The 19,373-nt window shown below is 71.3% G+C and carries 11 protein-coding genes; 6 read left to right on the top strand and 5 right to left on the bottom strand.

Features of this window, described 5'->3' with window-relative positions; translation table 11 throughout:
* Positions 1-12: 12 nt before the first annotated feature.
* The 5 genes from DSM26151_RS11900 to DSM26151_RS11880 form a co-directional block, all read right to left on the bottom strand.
* Complete coding sequence (locus DSM26151_RS11900; protein ID WP_234659744.1) at positions 13-819, bottom strand: hypothetical protein; 807 nt, start codon at positions 817-819, stop codon at positions 13-15.
* A complete protein-coding gene (locus DSM26151_RS11895; RefSeq protein ID WP_234659743.1) occupies positions 816-1,472 on the bottom strand; it encodes a hypothetical protein in 657 nt (218 codons plus the stop codon). The genes DSM26151_RS11900 and DSM26151_RS11895 overlap by 4 nt, the downstream gene beginning before the upstream one ends.
* Positions 1,469-2,095: a hypothetical protein gene (locus DSM26151_RS11890; RefSeq protein ID WP_234659742.1), complete on the bottom strand. Its 627-nt coding sequence runs from the start codon at positions 2,093-2,095 to the stop codon at positions 1,469-1,471. Before DSM26151_RS11890 ends, DSM26151_RS11895 begins: the two co-directional genes overlap by 4 nt.
* Before the next feature lie 9 nt (positions 2,096-2,104).
* Positions 2,105-3,295, bottom strand: coding sequence for a hypothetical protein (locus DSM26151_RS11885; protein WP_234659741.1), 1,191 nt, complete (start codon positions 3,293-3,295; stop codon positions 2,105-2,107).
* Positions 3,296-3,360: 65 nt separating this feature from the next.
* The gene (locus tag DSM26151_RS11880; RefSeq protein ID WP_234659740.1) at positions 3,361-3,657 is read right to left on the bottom strand and encodes a hypothetical protein; all 297 of its coding nucleotides are present in this window, start codon (positions 3,655-3,657) and stop codon (positions 3,361-3,363) included.
* 342 nt (positions 3,658-3,999) lie between these two features.
* On the opposite strand from DSM26151_RS11880, the gene rpoB reads away from it, so the two are divergent.
* The 6 genes from rpoB to DSM26151_RS11850 all read left to right on the top strand — a co-directional run bounded on the left by rpoB (position 4,000) and on the right by DSM26151_RS11850 (position 19,307).
* Positions 4,000-7,491 carry a DNA-directed RNA polymerase subunit beta gene (gene rpoB, locus DSM26151_RS11875; RefSeq protein ID WP_234659739.1) on the top strand — a complete coding sequence of 1,164 codons (3,492 nt, stop codon included), beginning with the start codon at positions 4,000-4,002 and terminating at the stop codon, positions 7,489-7,491.
* Between the two features lie 44 nt (positions 7,492-7,535).
* Positions 7,536-11,438, top strand: coding sequence for a DNA-directed RNA polymerase subunit beta' (rpoC, locus tag DSM26151_RS11870; protein WP_234659738.1), 3,903 nt, complete (start codon positions 7,536-7,538; stop codon positions 11,436-11,438).
* A gap of 180 nt (positions 11,439-11,618) precedes the next feature.
* A complete protein-coding gene (locus tag DSM26151_RS11865) occupies positions 11,619-12,290 on the top strand; it encodes a hypothetical protein (protein WP_234659737.1) in 672 nt (223 codons plus the stop codon).
* Between the two features lie 100 nt (positions 12,291-12,390).
* Positions 12,391-13,461 (top strand): hypothetical protein, encoded by a 1,071-nt coding sequence (locus DSM26151_RS11860; protein ID WP_234659736.1) that lies wholly within the window; start codon positions 12,391-12,393, stop codon positions 13,459-13,461.
* Between the two features lie 120 nt (positions 13,462-13,581).
* A complete protein-coding gene (locus DSM26151_RS11855; RefSeq protein ID WP_234659735.1) occupies positions 13,582-14,832 on the top strand; it encodes an RDD family protein in 1,251 nt (416 codons plus the stop codon).
* The gene (locus DSM26151_RS11850; protein ID WP_234659734.1) at positions 14,829-19,307 is read left to right on the top strand and encodes an FtsK/SpoIIIE domain-containing protein; all 4,479 of its coding nucleotides are present in this window, start codon (positions 14,829-14,831) and stop codon (positions 19,305-19,307) included. Before DSM26151_RS11855 ends, DSM26151_RS11850 begins: the two co-directional genes overlap by 4 nt.
* Positions 19,308-19,373 lie beyond the last annotated feature (66 nt).

Below are 19,373 nucleotides of genomic sequence, written 5' to 3'. Positions count from 1 at the left end.
CGTCCCACGGGCTCAGACCGCGGTCGACGACCTGCCCAGCGGGGCGCGCAGCGCCCGCGCCGCGACGTCCGGCGAGATCGTGCCCTGGAGGCGCAGCCATTCGATCGCACGGCGACGATCGGCGAGCAGGTGCTCGCGCGCATCGGCCGGGATCGACGAGATCGCGGCATCCAGCCGGGCCCGCCGGTCGAGGTCGTCTCCCGCATCCGACCGACCGGCGACCGGCGCGGGTCCGGGCGCGGCCGCGGGCGCGCCGCGCCCGTCCGCCGGCGGCACCGCGCGGCGCGAGCGCACCGTCACCGCAGCGCCGAGCCCGGCGACGACCAGCGCGAGCACGGTCCACGCCGCCCAGCCGGGAACGTCCTGCCGGGCGCCCACGAGCGCGGTGCCGATCGCGATGAGCACGCCGAGCAGGGCCGTGATCGCGCCGATCCCGCCCGAGTCCGGGCGCCCCCGCGCCGCGCGCACGAGCAGGACCGAGGCGACGACGCCGGCGATCACGAGCGACGCGCCCGCGAACGGGATCGCGAAGCGGCCGTCGACGTCGCGGATGCCCCACGGATCGCCCACGAGCACCGCGAGCCCGACGAGCGGCGCCGCGAGCAGCGGCACCGCGATGAGCGTCGCCGCCACGATGCCCGCACCCAGCGCGAAGCGGATGCCGCGTCCGGCCGTTCGCACGCCCGCGGCCGCCGGACCGAGCTCCCGCAGCGCCGCCGGGTGCTCGCGCAGCACGTGCGCCTCGAGTTCGTCCCAATCCACGCGGGCACCGCGTGGCAGCGTCCGGACCCAGTCCGCTGCGCTCGGGACCCGGGTCACGCCTCGGGCTCCGCCGCCTGCCACGCTTCGACGTCGGCCCGCGTGGCGACGTCCTCCGGGAGCGCGAGCGCGACCCAGGGCCGATCGTCGCGCACGCGTTCGAGGGTGCGCGCCAGCTCGCGCACCGCGTCGATCACGTGCGGCAGCAGGGGCGGAAGGGTCGGTTCGAGGGTCACGAGCACCATCGTGTCGTCATCGGTGAAGCAGGTCTGCGTGCCGATGAGCTGCTCGCCCGGCTGCTCCGGGAGGGCACCGCCGTGCACCCACTCGACGCCGGGGCCGAGGCGCGCGCCGTCGACGTGCTCGATGTGCGCCGACGGGTTCGCGCGCAGTTCGGCGGCGACGGCCGAGCGCCCGGGCGAGGCGAGCACCGCGACCCGCACGGTCGCGGGCATCGGCACGGCCTCGGGCCAGTACGTCAGCACCAGGTGCTCGTCGCCGCGCTCGGCGAGGGCGTGCTCGAGGAGCGTCGGCACGAGTTCGGTCGTGTCATCCGGCCATGCGGCACCGAGCGCGCGCACCTGCTCCGACGCCGCCCGGAGCCATGCGGTGCGGTCCGTCTCGCCCCCGGGAGTCGTCGAGGAGTCGGCGAGTCCCGCCGGGATCTCGACCCACCGGTCGGCGACCTCTGCGAACAGCCGGTCGCCGCTCATGCGCGACGCCCCTCGGCCGGGGGCAGCCACCGCAGCGTCGCGACGTGGGCGTCGATCGTGAATCGCGTCGAGACCAGCAGCGGGTCGTCTTCCGGAGTGTCGGGTTCGTGGGGGAGCACCGCCGTCAGCAGCAGCGCCCGGTGGCGCCGGCTCCCGGGAACGGGCGTCAGGTAGCGGACAGTCGTCACGCCGAGACGTACGCCGTCCTCGACGCGCATCTCGCGCTCCTCGAGCCGGATGAAGCGCTTGTCGTCGCCGAGCGGCGTCGCTCCGCGCGAGATGAGGCCGGAGACGAACTCGTCGAGCGTCGTGCCGTCGGGCCCGGTCTGGATCGACGCCGTCACCGACGCCGGGACGAACGGCACGCCGTCGCCGCTCGAGGTCTGCATCATGACGGCGATGCCGCCCGCGCGCCGCAGCGACTCGAACGCGTTCGCGATCGACGACCTGGCGGCCGCCCACAGGTCGGGCCGGTGCGCGGCGAGCAGCCGTGCGCGCACGTCGGCGAGCAGGCGGTCGCGCGATTCCTCGTCGGCTCCGAGGCGCGACCAGCCCTCGGGCAGCATCATCGTGAACTCGGGGTCGCGGGCTGCGCCCAGGGCCTCGCGCAGGCTCTCGGTCATCAGGCGAGCCTATCGACCGGTACCGACGACGCCGTCGTACGCCCGGCTCCAGAGGCCCTGACCGGTGCCCCACGACAGCCCCGTGTTGATCCGGCCGAGGTGGGTCCAGAGCGTCGAGACCACGATGTCGGCCGGCTTGCCCGACGCGAGCGCGCCCGAGGCCTTGCCCGTGAAGAACCGCGCGAGCGAATCCACGAGACGACCGTCGGTGCCGTGGTTGCGGACCGCGTGGGAGAACCCGTTGCGGAGGGCCTCGACGCCCGAGCCCGTGAATCGGAAGGCGGCGCTGCCCGAGCCGAAGACGGCCCCGACCTCCGAGCGGATGGCGCTGCGCCCGGCTCTCGTGACCAGCCCGCCGAGCACGCCGTCGGCGAACCCGCGCGAGCCGAGTTTGCCGAGACTGCCGAAGGGGATCACCGCGATGCCCGCCAGGATCACCTCCTTCCAGCCGGTGTCGCCGCGCGCCTTCTGGTACACGGTGAGCACGAGGGTCGCGACGGCGACGATCGCGGAGAGCGCTGCGACGAGCGGGCCGCCGACGATGATCGACGCGATGAACAGGGCGATGCCGACGACCTTGAGCACTTCGAGCGCTCCGGCGACGAACCCGTCGACGCGGTCCCAGAAGCCGTCCTCGATCCGGCCGTCGAGCACGTCGCCGACGTTGCGCGCGGCATGCTCGAACGCGTCCTCCCACGTGTCGTACTCGCGGTCGAACGCCTGCGCCTCGGCGAGCCAGTCGTCGTAGGCGGCTTCCTTGCCGCGGTCCAGGGCGCGCTGGTCGGCGGCCTCCGAGCCGTCGGCGTCGACGGCCGTGAGGAACGACGGGCGCTCGCCCTCGCGATACCCGGGTGCGCGGAGGTAGTCCTGCCAGAGTTCCTCGCACGCGTCGGCGCGGGTGTCGAGGCGCGGCTTGATCTCTGCGACGGCGGTGCCGTAGTCGCGCACGACCGGACCCGTCGGCCGGTACATCTCGCCGGCGCGGCGGAGCTCGACGTGCACCTCGCCGACCACCTCGCGCAGCTCGTCCATCGCGAGCCCCCGCTGGCCCGCCGCGCCGTCGGCGATGTCGCGCAGCAGCGCGGCGGATTCGATCATGTCGTCGCCGAGTCGCTCGATCTGGTCGCCGCGCGAGACGATCGTCGACGCATCGCCGTGCAGGTGACGGATGGCACGGCCGCGCGGTGAGGTCGGGTGCATGTTCGAGTCCTCCGGGTGGGTCGGGTCAGGTGGGACGCGGGCGGCGGGCGCTCGGGTTCGGGCGGTCAGTCCGCCTCGAACCCGGCCGCGGTCTCGCGGTCCCAGGCGCGGAAGCCCTCGAGGACGCCGTGCACGTGCTCCTGCACGTTCGCGACATCCGCTGCGAGGTTCTTGCGACGGTTGTTCCAGCGGTCCTCGAAGTCCTCCACGGCCTCGCGCAGCTCGTTCCGCCCGAACGGGTCGCCGATCGCGCCCTCGAGCACGTCGGCGCGCGTGGCCGCTCCCTCGAGCTCGGCCGTGATGGCGCGCAGCTTCCGGTCGAGCCTCGACAACCGGCTGTAGCTGACCACGACGTCGCTCATGGGGGCCTCCCTCTTCGTATCCGAGAGGTCACGGTAGCGGGATCGCGCGGGCGGCATCCATGGGCAGCCATCCCCATGGGCCGGGCGCCGACGGCGCCCGGAAGGGCGAACCGCGACGGACGCGCGGGTTATACCTGAGAGGGAGCGACAAATCAAGAAACGAACTGGACACGGCGCGGCATCCGCTCTATGCTTGACCTTTGCGCTCCCAGACCCACTCTGCCTTCATATTGCGGTCGGCTCCATGTGTCGGATTCTCCGGCACATCACCATGTCTGAGGGGTCAACTCCACCACCACCGACAGTGAACCTGCCCCGCACGGGGCTATGGAGGTCATTTCCTTGGCTGCTGCGCGCAACGCATCGACGCCCACCCCCAAGAACGGACGCGGTGCAAGCCGCCTCTCGTTCGCGAAGGTCACCGACACCCTCACCGTACCCGATCTGCTCGCCCTCCAGACCGAGAGCTTCGACTGGCTCGTCGGCAACGAGGCCTGGCGGGCACGCGTCGAGGATGCCATCGAGACCGGCCGGCAGGACCTGCCCGAGGCCACCGGCCTGGAGGAGATCTTCGAGGAGATCTCGCCCATCGAGGACCTCGGCGAGACCATGCAGCTCTCGTTCTCGAACCCCGAGCTCGAGCCCGAGAAGTACACGATCGACGAGTGCAAGGAGAAGGGCAAGACCTACTCCGCTCCGCTGTACGTCAACGCGGAGTTCATGAACCACCTCACGGGTGAGATCAAGACCCAGACGGTCTTCATGGGCGACTTCCCGCTCATGACCCCCAAGGGCACCTTCGTCATCAACGGCACTGAGCGCGTCGTCGTCTCGCAGCTCGTGCGTTCCCCCGGCGTCTACTTCGAGCGCACGCCCGACAAGACCTCCGACAAGGACATCTACTCGGCCCGCGTCATCCCGAGCCGCGGTGCCTGGCTCGAGTTCGAGATCGACAAGCGCGACCAGGTCGGCGTGCGCATCGACCGCAAGCGCAAGCAGTCGGTCACCGTCTTCCTGAAGGCCCTCGGCCTGACCAGCGAGGAGATCCTCGAGGAGTTCGCCGGCTACGAGTCGATCGCGCTCACGCTCGAGAAGGACAACATCCTCACGAAGGAAGAAGCCCTCAAGGACATCTACCGCAAGCTCCGTCCGGGCGAGCAGGTCGCCGCCGAGGCCGCGCGCGCGCTCCTGGACAACTTCTACTTCAACCCCAAGCGCTACGACCTCGCCAAGGTCGGCCGGTACAAGATCAACAACAAGCTCGGCCTCGAGGCCCCGCTCACCGACTCGGTCCTGACCGTCCAGGACATCGTCGCCACGATCAAGTACCTCGTCGCCCTGCACGAGGACCGCGCGACCCTCCCGGGTCGCCGCGGCGGCAAGGCGGTCGAGATCCGCCTCGACGTCGACGACATCGACAACTTCGGCAACCGTCGCATCCGCGCCGTCGGCGAACTGATCCAGAACCAGGTCCGCACCGGTCTCTCGCGCATGGAGCGCGTCGTCCGCGAGCGCATGACCACCCAGGACATCGAGGCGATCACGCCGCAGACCCTGATCAACGTGCGCCCCGTCGTCGCCGCGATCAAGGAGTTCTTCGGAACCTCGCAGCTCTCGCAGTTCATGGACCAGAACAACCCGCTGGCCGGGCTCACCCACAAGCGCCGCCTGTCGGCGCTCGGCCCCGGCGGCCTCTCGCGCGACCGCGCGGGCGTCGAGGTCCGCGACGTGCACCCCTCGCACTACGGCCGCATGTGCCCGATCGAGACGCCGGAAGGCCCGAACATCGGCCTCATCGGCTCGCTCGCGTCGTTCGCGCGCATCAACTCCTTCGGCTTCATCGAGACGCCGTACCGCCGCGTCGAGAACGGCAAGGTCACCGACCGCATCGACTACCTCACGGCGATGGAGGAGAACGAGCACATCGTCGCCCAGGCGAACGCTCCGCTCAAGGCCGACGGCCACTTCACCGAGGACCGCGTCCTCGCGCGCAAGCCCGGCGGCGAGGTCGACCTGTTCCCCGCCGACGAGATCGGCTACATGGACGTCTCGCCGCGCCAGATGGTCTCGGTCGCGACCTCACTCATCCCGTTCCTCGAGCACGACGACGCCAACCGCGCCCTCATGGGCGCGAACATGCAGCGTCAGGCGGTGCCGCTGCTGCGCAGCGACTCGCCGTTCGTCGGAACCGGCATGGAGGGCTACGCCGCGATCGACGCCGGCGACGTCATCACCGCCGACAAGGCGGGTGTCGTCGCCGAGGTCTCGGCCGACGCCGTGACGCTGCAGCTCGACGAGGGCGGCACGCAGACCTACTACCTGCGCAAGTTCGACCGCTCGAACCAGGGCACGTCGTACAACAACCGCGTCGTCGTCTCGGCCGGAGACCGCGTCGAGGCCGGCGAGATCATCGCCGACGGCCCCGCGACCGACAACGGCGAGCTCGCACTCGGCAAGAACCTCCTCGTGGCGTTCATGCCGTGGGAGGGGCACAACTTCGAGGACGCGATCATCCTCAGCCAGAACCTGGTCAAGGACGACGTCCTCTCCTCGATCCACATCGAGGAGTACGAGGTCGACGCCCGCGACACCAAGCTCGGCAAGGAGGAGATCACCCGCGACCTCCCCAACGTCAGCCCCGACCTGCTGGCCGACCTCGACGAGCGCGGCATCATCCGCATCGGCGCCGAGGTCCGCCCCGGCGACATCCTCGTCGGCAAGGTCACGCCCAAGGGCGAGACCGAGCTCTCGGCCGAGGAGCGCCTGCTCCGCGCGATCTTCAACGAGAAGAGCCGCGAGGTCCGCGACACCTCCCTGAAGGTCCCCCACGGCGAGCAGGGCACGATCATCGGCGTCAAGGTGTTCGACGCACAGGACGGCGACGACGAGCTCGGCTCCGGCGTCAACCAGCGCGTGGTCGTCTACATCGCCCAGAAGCGCAAGATCACCGAGGGCGACAAGCTCGCCGGCCGCCACGGCAACAAGGGCGTCATCTCGAAGATCCTGCCCGTCGAGGACATGCCGTTCCTCGCGGACGGCACCCCCGTCGACGTCGTGCTCAACCCGCTCGGCATCCCGGGCCGGATGAACTTCGGCCAGGTGCTCGAGACCCACCTCGGGTGGGTCGCCAAGCAGGGCTGGAAGGTCGAGGGCACGCCCGCGTGGGCCGCCCGCCTGCCCGAGGTCGCCCGCGAGGCCGAGCCCGGCACCAAGGTCGCCACGCCCGTGTTCGACGGTGCCCTCGAGGAGGAGATCGCGGGTCTGCTCGACTCGACGCTCCCCAACCGCGACGGCGAGCGCCTCATCGACTCGACCGGCAAGACGCAGCTCTTCGACGGCCGCTCGGGCGAGCCGTTCCCGTACCCGGTCTCGGTCGGCTACATGTACATCCTGAAGCTGCACCACCTCGTCGACGACAAGATCCACGCGCGTTCGACGGGCCCGTACTCGATGATCACCCAGCAGCCGCTCGGTGGAAAGGCGCAGTTCGGCGGCCAGCGCTTCGGCGAGATGGAGGTGTGGGCCCTCGAGGCCTACGGCGCCGCATACGCGCTCCAGGAGCTCCTCACGATCAAGTCCGACGACATCCTCGGCCGCGTCAAGGTGTACGAGGCCATCGTCAAGGGCGAGAACATCCAGGAGCCCGGCATCCCCGAGTCCTTCAAGGTGCTCATGAAGGAGATGCAGTCCCTGTGCCTGAACGTCGAGGTGCTCTCGGCCGACGGCACCGCGGTCAGTCTCCGCGACACCGATGACGAGGCCTTCCGCGCAGCGGAGGAGCTCGGCATCAACATCTCCGCGCGCTTCGAGTCGTCGAACATCGACGAGATCTGATTCGCCAGGCATACGAGAACGACTTCAGGAATCTAGGAGAGAAATTGCTCGACGCAACGACGTTCGATGAGCTCCGTATCGGCCTGGCGACCGCCGAGGACATCCGCAAGTGGTCCTACGGCGAGGTCAAGAAGCCCGAGACCATCAACTACCGCACGCTGAAGCCCGAGAAGGACGGGCTCTTCGGCGAGCAGATCTTCGGACCCAGCCGCGACTGGGAGTGCGCGTGCGGCAAGTACAAGCGCGTGCGCTTCAAGGGCATCGTCTGCGAGCGGTGCGGTGTCGAGGTCACCAAGTCCTCGGTCCGCCGCGAGCGGATGGGTCACATCGAGCTCGCCGCCCCGGTGACGCACATCTGGTACTTCAAGGGCGTGCCCTCGCGCCTCGGGTACCTGCTCGACATGGCGCCGAAGGACCTCGAGAAGGTCATCTACTTCGCCGCGTACATGGTCATCGACGTGGACGAGGACGGCCGCCACCAGGACATGCCGGGCCTCGAGAACGAGCTCCGCCTCGAGATCAAGGCCATCGGCGACGCCCGCGACGCGCGCATCGCCGAGCTCATGACCCGCAAGGAGGAGGAGCTCGCGGCACTCGAGGCCGAGGGCGCCAAGGCCGACCAGCGCAAGCGCGCCGAGGCCGCCGCCGACAAGGAGATGGCCGGCGTCCGCAAGTCGGGCGACGAGCAGATCGCGCACCTCGAGCGGGTCTGGGAGGACTTCCGCACGCTGAAGGTCGGCGACCTGAAGCCCGAGGACTCGGTCTTCCAGGAGCTCCAGGACCGCTTCGGCATGTACTTCGAGGCCTACATGGGCGCCGAGGCCATCAAGAAGCGCCTCGAGGCCTTCGACCTGGCTGCCGAGGCGGACGACCTCCGCCTGCAGATCGCCGAGGGCAAGGGCCAGAAGAAGATCCGCGCCATCAAGCGCCTCCGGGTCGTCAGCTCGTTCCTCACGACCGGCAGCTCGCCGGCCGCGATGGTGCTCGACGTGGTTCCGGTGATCCCGCCGGAGCTGCGCCCGATGGTGCAGCTCGACGGCGGTCGCTTCGCGACCTCCGACCTCAACGACCTCTACCGTCGCGTGATCAACCGCAACAACCGCCTCCGTCGCCTCCTCGACCTCGGTGCTCCCGAGATCATCGTGAACAACGAGAAGCGGATGCTGCAGGAGGCCGTCGACGCGCTGTTCGACAACGGCCGTCGTGGTCGCCCGGTGACCGGCACCGGCAACCGCGCCCTCAAGTCCCTGAGCGACATGCTCAAGGGCAAGCAGGGTCGGTTCCGCCAGAACCTGCTCGGCAAGCGCGTGGACTACTCGGGCCGTTCGGTCATCGTCGTGGGTCCGCAGCTCAAGCTCCACCAGTGCGGCCTGCCCAAGCAGATGGCACTCGAGCTGTTCAAGCCGTTCGTCATCAAGCGCCTCATCGACCTGAGCCACGCGCAGAACATCAAGGCCGCCAAGCGCATGGTCGAGCGTTCGCGCCCGCAGGTGTGGGACGTGCTCGAGGAGATCATCCGCGAGCGCCCCGTGCTGCTGAACCGTGCGCCCACGCTGCACCGCCTCGGCATCCAGGCGTTCGAGCCGCAGCTCGTCGAGGGCAAGGCCATCCAGCTCCACCCGCTCGTCTGCGCCGCGTTCAACGCGGACTTCGACGGCGACCAGATGGCCGTCCACCTGCCCCTGTCGGTCGAGGCGCAGGCCGAGGCCCGCATCCTCATGCTGGCGTCGAACAACATCCTCAAGCCGTCGGACGGCCGCCCGGTGACCCTGCCCTCGCAGGACATGATCATCGGCCTGCACCACCTGACGACCGAGAAGGCCGGCGCCGCAGGTGAGGGCCGTGCGTTCTCGTCGATCGCCGAGGCGATCCTCGCGTTCGACCAGAACCGTCCGGGCGAGCTCGCGCTCGACCTCGGCGCGCAGGTCAAGATTCGCCTCGAGGGCATCCGCTTCGCGGAGGGCCAGGAGCCCGAGGGCTTCGAGGCCGGCAAGCCGTTCCTGATGGAGACGACCCTGGGTCGCGCCATCTTCAACGAGGCGCTGCCCGCGGACTACCCGTACTTCAACGCGCAGGCCGGCAAGTCGCAGATCTCGCAGATCGTCAACGACCTCGCCGAGCGCTACCCGAAGACCGAGGTGGCCGCGACGCTCGACCGCATCAAGGACGCCGGCTTCCGTTGGGCGACCCGGTCGGGCGTGACCGTCGCGCTCTCCGACATCGTCCAGCTCCCGCAGAAGCGCGAGATCGTGTCGAAGTACGAGAAGCAGGCCGCGAAGGTCCAGTCGCAGTTCGAGAAGGGTCTCACGACCGACCTCGAGCGTCGTCAGGAGCTCATCCAGATCTGGACCAAGGCGACCGACGAGGTCGCGAAGGCCATGCAGGAGGAGTTCGCCGCAGACCAGGACAACACCATCAACCGCATGGTGACCTCGGGTGCGCGTGGTAACTGGCTGCAGGTGCGCAACATCGCCGGCATGCGAGGCCTCGTGAACAACCCGAAGGGCGAGATCATCCCGCGTCCGATCATCTCCTCGTACCGCGAGGGGCTGTCGGTGGCCGAGTACTTCATCGCCACGCACGGTGCCCGCAAGGGCCTGGCCGACACGGCGCTCCGTACGGCCGACTCGGGCTACCTCACGCGTCGTCTGGTCGACGTCTCGCAGGACGTCATCATCCGCGAGGACGACTGCGGCACGTCGAAGGGCCTCGAGCTGCCGATCGCCGCGGTCGACTCGACCGGTGCGCTCGTGCGCGACCCGAACGTCGAGAACTCGGTGTTCGCGCGTTCGCTCGCGACCGACGCCGTGGACGCCAAGGGCGAGGTCGTCGCCGAGGCGGGCGAGGACGTGGGCGACGTGCTCATCGACAAGCTCGTCGGCGCCGGCGTCGAGTCGATCAAGGTCCGCTCGGTGCTCACCTGCGAGTCGGCCGTCGGCGTCTGCGCGAAGTGCTACGGCCGTTCGCTCGCGACCGGCAAGCTCGTCGACATCGGCGAGGCCGTCGGCATCATCGCGGCCCAGTCGATCGGCGAGCCCGGCACGCAGCTGACCATGCGTACCTTCCACACCGGTGGTTCGGCCTCGGCCGACGACATCACGCAGGGTCTTCCCCGCGTGCAGGAGCTCTTCGAGGCCCGCACCCCCAAGGGTGCGTCGCCCATCGTCGAGGCCCCCGGCCGCATCACGATCGACGAGACCGAGAAGCAGCGCAAGGTCATCCTCACGCCCGACAACGGCGACGAGCCGATCGCGTACAACGTGCTCAAGCGTTCGACGCTGCTCGTCGAGGACGGCCAGCACGTCGAACTCGGCCAGCAGCTGATCGTCGGCACGGTCGACCCGAAGGAGGTCCTCCGGGTCAAGGGCGTGCGCGAGGTGCAGAAGCACCTCGTCAACGGCGTACAGGACGTGTACCGCTCGCAGGGCGTGCCGATCCACGACAAGCACATCGAGGTCATCGTGCGCCAGATGCTCCGCAAGGTCACCGTGGTCGACCACGGCGACACGGACCTGCTGCCGGGCGAGCTCGTCGACCGTTCGCGGTACAACGAGATCAACCGGGGCGCGCTCACCGAGGGCCGGAAGACGGCGTCGGCGCGTCAGGAGGTCATGGGCATCACCAAGGCCTCGCTCGCGACCGAGTCGTGGCTGTCGGCCGCGTCCTTCCAGGAGACGACCCGCGTGCTCACGCAGGCCGCCATGGAGGGCAAGTCCGACCCGCTCGTCGGGCTCAAGGAGAACGTGATCATCGGAAAGCTGATCCCTGCGGGTACCGGCCTCGGCAAGTACCGCAGCGTCTCGGTCGAGGCGACGGAGGAGGCGAAGGCGGAGCGCTACCCGAACCGCATCTTCTCCGACGACGCGTCGTTCAAGGAGGGCGACCTCAGCTTCGTCGACTTCGACTCGTTCTCGAGCGACGACTTCACCCCCGGCAACTACAGCTGACCGGCGTGAGGGCGGCGCCTCGGCGCCGCCCTCACCCGTCGACGGGCCCCGGAGCGATCCGGGGCCCGTTCTCGTCGTTCGGGGCGGTGCCGTCTCCGAACGGGCTGATGACGGCACTCAGGTCGGGCCGCTAGTATCTCGCCGGTCGCCTCCCTCCCCGATCCGCGATCCGGAGTTCACATGCCCGACGACGTCCCCGTCTTCCGCCGCCCGTCCACGTGGCTCGCGACCGCCGTGATCGTGCTGGTCGTCGCCGCGGTCGCACTGGTCGGCGTGCTCATGGCGCCCGCGCCCGCCGCGCCCGTCGCCGAGACGGCGTCCCGACCGTCTCCGGCGACGGATGCCGCGCCCGCGCCGGTCGTCGTGCCGACCCCCGAGCCCGTGCGCGACGAGCGCATCCCCGAGGACTGCACCGCGATCTACACGTTCGACTGGTCGGCGGAGTTCGCCCCCGACTACGTGCTGAACCCCGAGTGGTCGACCGCCGACGGCGCCCCGGCGCTCTTCGGCACGGATGACGCCGGCGCGTTGCCGATCCTCCAGGAGACGTCGCAGGCCACGTGCGCCTGGCTGCCGCCGGACGGCGGCGACGGTCGCGACGGGCTCGTCACGAGCATCGCGAGCCTCGACGGTGGGCAGGCCGAGTCGACCGTCGCAGCGTTCCAGAACGCGGGCATGGAGTGCTACGAGGAACTTGGCGGCACCCGGTGCATCGCCGAATGGGAAGGGAACTTCGGACTCGCCGGCGAGTCGCACTTCCTGCGCGACGGCATCTGGATCGCCACCCGGTGGGACGGACCGGCCGTGAGCGGGTACACGCTCGACATCGTCACGGCGGTCCTCGGCGGCTGAGCGCCGACACGGCGTTCCGCGCGCCTCCCGGCGGCGTCCGGGTGCGTTGCTAGTGTGAGCCGCACCACGGGCGGTCGCTCCCGCCCGGAAGGAGCGGACGATGAGCAGCACGACTCCCGGATCCGAGCCGGACCGCGACCAGGTCGACGGCGACGCGGGCCACGACGCAACCACGGATGCCGGCGCGGGCACCGAGCCGGAGCCCGAGACGGGCACCGCGCCCGGGCGGCCCGAGGCCAAGCCCGCCGACGAGGCGGATGCGCCGGCAGGAACTGAGCCCCTCGCAGCCTCGCCCGCCGATGCCGACGCGCACGACACCGGACGAGACGTCCCGGCCGACACCGCGTGGGAGGCGGATTCCGCACGGGAGCCCTCCGAACTGGATGCCGCGGTCGAGCGGGCTCGGACGGAGCATCCTCCGGTCGAGGACGAGACCGCGGTGCCGGCCGAGACCGCGGTTGCGGCCGAGACCGCCGCGGAGGCCGACGCCGAGGAGCACCCCGAACCGGTCCGTGCCGATGAGGTGCGGCGGGAGACGTTCGTGCCGCCCATGGCCGAGGAGGCGACGCCGACCGCACCAGCCCCGCCCGCGCCGCCCGCGCCGCAGACCGTCTACGTCCAGGCACCGGCACCGCCGCGCGAGCGGGGAAACCGCGGGTTCGGCGTGCTCGTCGGGCTCATCGCGACGGTCGCGTTCGCGGCGCTCTACGCGGGCGCGTCGTACCTCGTGATCCTCGGCCAGCACGGCTCGGCCGACGCGGGGCGCATCTTCGTCCAGTTCACCGGTCAGGCGGTGTTCTGGGTCCCGGTGGTCCTCTTCCTCCTCGGCTTCGCCCTGCTGGCCGCCATCCTCAACCGGTCCGCGTGGTGGACCTGGGCGGTGTTCGGGCTCGCGGTCGGGGTGATCGTCTACTTCGCCTACATCGGCGGCGCGCTGCTCACGGTCCAGGCGTGGAACTTCACCCCGTCCGAGGCCGCGCAGTTCATCCGCGAACGCTGGCTCGACCCGTACGCGATCATCGCGTTCATCGTCGCGCGCGAGATGCCGATCTGGTTCGGAGGGTGGATCGCCAGTCACGGCCGCACCGTCACCGACCGGAACATCCGCGAACGCGAGGAGTACGACCGGATGATCGCGGAGGGGCCGCAGCCGGTGACTCGGACGCACTGACCCGCGGAATCCGCCGGTACGCTCGATGCCGGGCGCGCTCCCTGGTGAGCGCTCCCCATCGACACGGCGCACCCGGCCTGCTTGGGTGGCTCCCTGACCCTGCACACCCGAGGAGCGCAGTTGAGCATCACGATGCAGCCCGCGGACCCCGTCCCCGGCATCGGACCTGACGGCCGCCCCGACCCCGGCCACGCCGCAGCGCTCGGGCTCGTCCCGGCATCCGCCGGCCGCCGCTCGGCGGCGTTCTCGATCGACGCGGCCGTGTGGGCCGTGGTCGCGACGCCGGCCGTGATCGGCTTGGCCGGGCTCGTCGGAGCGCTCGCCGGGGCGCAGCCGGGAGCGATTCCGGATGCCACGGCGCTGACCGGTCCGCTGATCCTCGTCGCAGCGGGCCAGGTGCTGCTCACCGTGCTCGGGATCGTGCAGCTCGCGCTGCACGGCCGGAAGGGCGTCACGATCGGCAAGGCGTCGCTCGGCCTGCGGTCGGTGAACGTCGCGACCTTCGAACGACCCGGGTTCTGGCGGGTCGTGCTGCGAGCGCTCGTGCTCTGGCTCTCGAACGTCGTGCTCGCGCTCGTGGGGCCCGCCCTGTGCTTCGCATCGGGACTGTGGGATCCCGAGGCGCGCGGTCGGAGCTGGCTCGACCGGATCGGCCGATGCTACGTCGTCGACACGCGCCGCGGGCTCGATCCGTTCGACGCGAAGGCGCTGCGTCACGCGCGCCGCGCGCTCGACGCGACGCCGCGCGCCGCTCGGGAGACGTTGCCGTCGCTCGCGAGCGACCGCGGCATCGACGACCGCACGTTCATCCCCGCCGCCCGCTCGAGCTCGGGCGTCGTCGCGTCGCCCGCGACGGGCGCCGAGCAGGCCGCCGGCGGGTGGACGCCGCCGCCGCTCCCGGCCCAGCCGGCGCAGGGGTCGCAGGCACCCGGGGTGCCCGCACTTCCCGCGATTCCGCCGGCGCCCGCCGCTGCCGCGCCCGCAGCCTCGCCCGCCGCGGCCGCGCCCGCAGCCTCGCCCGCCGCGGCCGCTCCCGAGGCGACACTGGTGTTCACGAACGGGCTTCGGGTCCCGGCATCCGGCACGACCCTCCTCGGGCGCAGCCCCGCGCCGGCCGACGCCGACCCGCTCGCGGTCGCCCTCGTTCCGCTCGATGACGCATCCATGGGCCTGTCGAAGACGCACGCGGCCGTCGAGGTCGACGGTCGAGGCATCCGCGTCACCGATCGCTGGTCCAGCAACGGCACCGTGCTGGTCGCGGCCGACGGCTCCGAGCACGTGCTCGAACCCGGTGTCGCGAGCGACGTTCCTCCGGGCGCCGCGGTGCGCCTGGGCGGGCTCGAGTTCCGCATCGAGGGGGTGCGCCCGTGAGGCTCAAGCTCGGGCTCCGCCGCCAGTCGGGCGCGGGCGCCGACGTCGTCGTGACCGCGGATGCCACGGCCACCGTGGGCGACATCGCACGCGCCGTCGCCGACACCGATCCCGCCGCGGCGCACCTGCCCTCGCACCCCGGCCCGCTGACGCTCGCCGTCGCGCCGCCGACCTCGTCCGAACCGGTCGTGCTCGATCCCGGCACGCTCGCGGCCGACGCGCCGATCGGGTCGGGCTTCAACGCCGCGGTCGTGTCGCCCGCGGCGCGCTCCACCGCCGCGGACGCGCCGGTCGCGATCATGCACGTGCACTCGGGTCCGGACGCCGGGCGCGAGTTCCCGCTGCGCCGCGGACACGGCGTGATCGGGCGCGCGGCCGACGCCGACGTCGTCCTCGCCGATCCGCTCGTGTCCAAGCGCCACGCGCGCGTCGAGGTCGACCAGGCGGTGGAGGTCGTCGACCTCAACTCCGCCAACGGGCTGCTCGTCGACGGCGGGCAGGTCGCCCGGGTCCGCGCGCTGCCCGGCATCCGCGTCACGATCGGCGACACGGTGGTCTCGTTCAGCAGGGTCGCCGGAACCGACGCGGCCGCAGACCCCGTCCTCGAGCGCGGCGGCGCGCTCATGTTCAACCGCTCGCCGCGCGTCGAGGGCCGGTTCACCGGCACCGCCTATCCCGAGCCGCGCGTGCCCAGCGAGGAGAGCCCCCGACTGTTCCCGTGGCCGATGATCGTCTCGCCGATCCTCATGGGCCTCGGCATCTTCGCGATCACGCAGCGGCCCGCATCCCTGCTGATCGTCGTGCTCACGCCGATCATGCTCGCCGGCAACTACCTCGGCCAGCGCATGGGCAGCGGCAAGAAGCTGCAGCGCGAGATCGACACCTTCGAGGTGCAACTCGAGGAACTCGAGGAGACGCTCGAGAACGAACGGCACGTCGAGCGCGAGCGACGGCACGACGAGACGCCGCCCGTCGCGACCGTCTACGAGCAGGCCATGCGCCTGGGCACCCTGCTCTGGACCCGGCGGCCCGAGCACTGGAACTTCCTCGCGCTCCGGCTCGGCGTCGGCACCGCGCGGAGCCGCAACTCGATCCGGGACTCGGAAGGCTCGATGCCCGGCATCCCCACCTACGCGAGGCAGGTCGACCGGCTCCGCGAACGGTACCGCGACATCGACGACGTGCCCGTCATGGAGCTGCTCCCGAGCTCCGGGGCGCTCGGGATCGCGGGCCCGGCGCCGCTGGCCGCGGACGTGCTGCGCGGCATCGCCGTCCAGCTCTTCGGCCTGCACGCGCCGAACGACGTGGTCGCCGCCGCGATCGTCGATCCGGCGTGGAGTCGCGAACTCGACTGGCTCAAGTGGCTGCCGCACGCCTCGAGCGAGCGCAACCCCGTCGCGGGCGCGGCGCTCGCCGACAGCGCCTCGGCCGGAACGGCGCTGCTCAACGCGCTCGAGGAGCTCATCATGGCGCGCCTCGCCTCCGCGCCCGTCCGCCGAGGACCGCTGCCCGACGAGGACGGCTCGATGGCGCGCGGATCGCGCATCGGAACCCCCGGCGGGGTCCGCGAGGAACCCCGCCCGGACTCGGCCCTCATCCTCATCGTGTCGGCGGAGGCGCCCGTCGACCGCCCCCGGCTCGTGCAGCTCATCGAGCGCGGCGCCGAGGTCGGCATCCACGCCGTGTTCGTCGCGCCGACCGTGGCATCCCTCCCCGCGGCATGTCGCACCTTCGTCGACGTCTCGGACGGCCTCGATCGCGGCCGGGTCGGCGTCGTCCGCTCGGGCGTCGAGTACACCGACGTCGTCGTGGAGGGCGTCTCGCTCCGCTACGCGGAGGTGTTCGCGAGGCGGCTCGCGCCCGTCGTCGACGCGAGCACGGTCGTCGAGGACGCCAGCGACCTCCCGCGCAGCGTCTCGATGCTCTCGCTCATCGGCGGCGAGATGGCCTCGGACCCGGAGAGCGTCGTCGAGCGCTGGCGGCAGAACGCCTCGATCATCGACCGTTCGGGCGCCAAGCTGCCACGGCTCAAGCGCGCGGGCACCCTCAAGGCCTTCGTCGGCCAGGGCAGTCCCGACGCCATGACGCTCGACCTGCGCACGCAGGGCCCGCACGCGCTCGTCGGCGGAACCACGGGCGCGGGCAAGTCCGAGTTCCTGCAGGCGTGGGTGCTCGGCATGGCCGCGGAGTACAGCCCCGATCGGGTCACGTTCCTGTTCGTCGACTACAAGGGCGGCTCCGCCTTCGCCGACTGCGTCGAACTGCCGCACTGCGTGGGACTGGTCACCGACCTCAGCCCGCACCTCGTGCGTCGGGCGCTCACGAGCCTGCGCGCCGAACTGCACCACCGAGAGCACCTGTTCAACCGGAAGAAGGCCAAGGACCTGCTCGAGCTCGAGAAGCGGCAGGATCCGGAGACGCCGCCGGCACTGGTCATCGTGATCGACGAGTTCGCCGCGCTCGCCGGCGACGTGCCCGAGTTCGTCGACGGCGTCGTCGACATCGCCCAGCGCGGCCGGTCGCTCGGGATCCACCTGATCATGGCGACGCAGCGCCCCGCCGGCGTCATCAAGGACAACCTCCGCGCGAACACCAACCTCCGCGTCGCGCTGCGCATGGCCGACGAGTCGGACTCGCGCGACGTCGTCGGCGATGCGGTCGCCTCGGGCTTCGATCCCGGCATCCCGGGTCGAGGCATCGCCAAGACCGGTCCCGGTCGCCTCGTGCCGTTCCAGTCCGCCTACGCGGGCGGGTGGACGAGCGATGAGCCCGACGTCGCCGACGTGAGGCTGGCCGAGCTCCGGTTCGGGTCGACCATCGTGTGGGAACGCGAGGGCGTCGCCGACGACGACGTCCACGCGGGCGACCCGGGGCCCAACGACCAGAAGCGGATGGTCGGCGCGTTCATCCGCGCGGCCGGCGCCGCCGGCATCCCGGCCCCGAGGCGACCGTGGCTGGACGACCTCGCGGCGACCGTCGCCGTCGAGGACCTGCCGACGCGCGGCGACGGCGAGATCGTCTTCGGGCTCGCCGACATCCCGGAGCGCCAGGAGCAGGCCGCGATGGCGTTCGTGCCGGACCGCGACGGCGCGATGCTCGTGTACGGCACGAGCGGCTCGGGCAAGTCGACCATCCTCCGCACCCTCGCCGTCTCGATCGGGATGCGTCCCGAGCTGGGCGCGTCGGAGGTCTACGGCCTCGACTTCGGGTCGGGTGCGCTGCGATCCCTCGAGGCGCTGCCGCACGTCGGCTCGGTCATCGCCGGCGACGACCCGGAACGCATCCAGCGCCTGCTGCGCACGCTCGACGAGCTGCTGGACCGCCGCGGCCGCGCCTTCAGCGCCGCGAACGCCGCGAGCCTGACCGAGTACCGGGAACTCACGGGACTGCGCGAACCGCGCGTGCTCGTGCTCATCGACGGGTTCGCCCAGTTCAAGGCCGACTGGGACTCCACCACCGTCCGCATGCCGTTCTACAACATCGTCATGCGGGTGCTCGCCGAGGGGCGTCCGCTCGGCGTGCACGTCGTCGCGACGGCCGACCGGTCCGGCGCCGTGCCGACCGCGGTCAGCGCGAACGTCACCAAGCGCATCGTGCTGCGACTCTCCGACGAGAGCGGCTACCAGATCCTCGGGGTGCCCAAGGACGTGCTCGACGAGCGGTCCGCGCCGGGCCGCGCGATCGTGGACGGATTCGAGACGCAGGTCGCCGTGCTCGGCGGCACGGCCAACGTCGCGGAGCAGACCAAGGCGCTCGACGGCCTGGCCGCGCGCCTGCGCGCGGCGGGCGCAGCCGAGGTCGGACCCGTCCGCTCGCTGCCCGCCTCCTTCTCCGCCGCGGAGCTGCCGGGCACCCTCCTCGGCGAACCCGTGCTCGGGCTCTCCGACGACACGCTCGCGCCGATCGGGTTCGAACCCGTGGGGACGTTCGCGATCACCGGTCCGCCGCAGAGCGGCAAGACCACGGCGATGCGCGCGGTGATCGACGCGGTGCGCCGACACGACCCGGAGGTCCGGCTGTTCCACCTCGCCGGTCGCCGCGCCGCGCTCACCGACCACACGGAGTGGATGCGGAGTGCGACGACGGTCGAGGAGGTCAAGGCGCTCGCGCGCGAGCTCGTCGAGGTCATCGGGGATGCGACCGTGCCCGGCCGCTACCTCATCGCCGTCGAGAACGTGACGCAGTTCGCCGACTCGGACGCCGAGCGCGCGTTGAAGGAGCTGTTCCAGGCGGTCAACCGCAGCGACCACTTCCTCGTGGGCGACGCGGACGTGTCGAACCTCTCGAGCGGATTCGGGTTCGTCGGCGACTTCAAGGCCGGGCGCAGGGGCATCGCCCTCAAGCCCGACGCGTACGACGGCGACTCGGTGTTCAAGACCCCGTTCCCGAAGGTCAAGCGCGCCGACTTCCCCGAGGGGCGGGGCTTCTTCGTGCAGAACGGGCGCGTCGCGCTCGTGCAGTTGCCGCAGGGGTGATCCCGCCCGCCCGACCGGTGGGGAGTGCTCCCCATTCGCAGGGCGGGACCCACCTCGTATGGTGGT

The sequence above is a fragment of the Agromyces marinus genome (assembly GCF_021442325.1).
Taxonomy (GTDB): domain Bacteria; phylum Actinomycetota; class Actinomycetes; order Actinomycetales; family Microbacteriaceae; genus Agromyces; species Agromyces marinus.
Note: the sequence above shows the minus strand (reverse complement) of the source record. Positions and strands in the feature narration are given on the sequence as shown.

Bases quoted from the DNA above. Each gene is read 5' to 3' on its own strand.
- DSM26151_RS11895 (WP_234659743.1), bottom strand. From the start codon at position 1,472: ATGAGCGGCGACCGGCTGTTCGCAGAGGTCGCCGACCGGTGGGTCGAG.
- DSM26151_RS11890 (WP_234659742.1), bottom strand. From the start codon at position 2,095: ATGACCGAGAGCCTGCGCGAGGCCCTGGGCGCAGCCCGCGACCCCGAG.
- DSM26151_RS11885 (WP_234659741.1), bottom strand. From the start codon at position 3,295: ATGCACCCGACCTCACCGCGCGGCCGTGCCATCCGTCACCTGCACGGC.
- DSM26151_RS11880 (WP_234659740.1), bottom strand. From the start codon at position 3,657: ATGAGCGACGTCGTGGTCAGCTACAGCCGGTTGTCGAGGCTCGACCGG.
- DSM26151_RS11865 (WP_234659737.1), top strand. From the start codon at position 11,619: ATGCCCGACGACGTCCCCGTCTTCCGCCGCCCGTCCACGTGGCTCGCG.
- DSM26151_RS11860 (WP_234659736.1), top strand. From the start codon at position 12,391: ATGAGCAGCACGACTCCCGGATCCGAGCCGGACCGCGACCAGGTCGAC.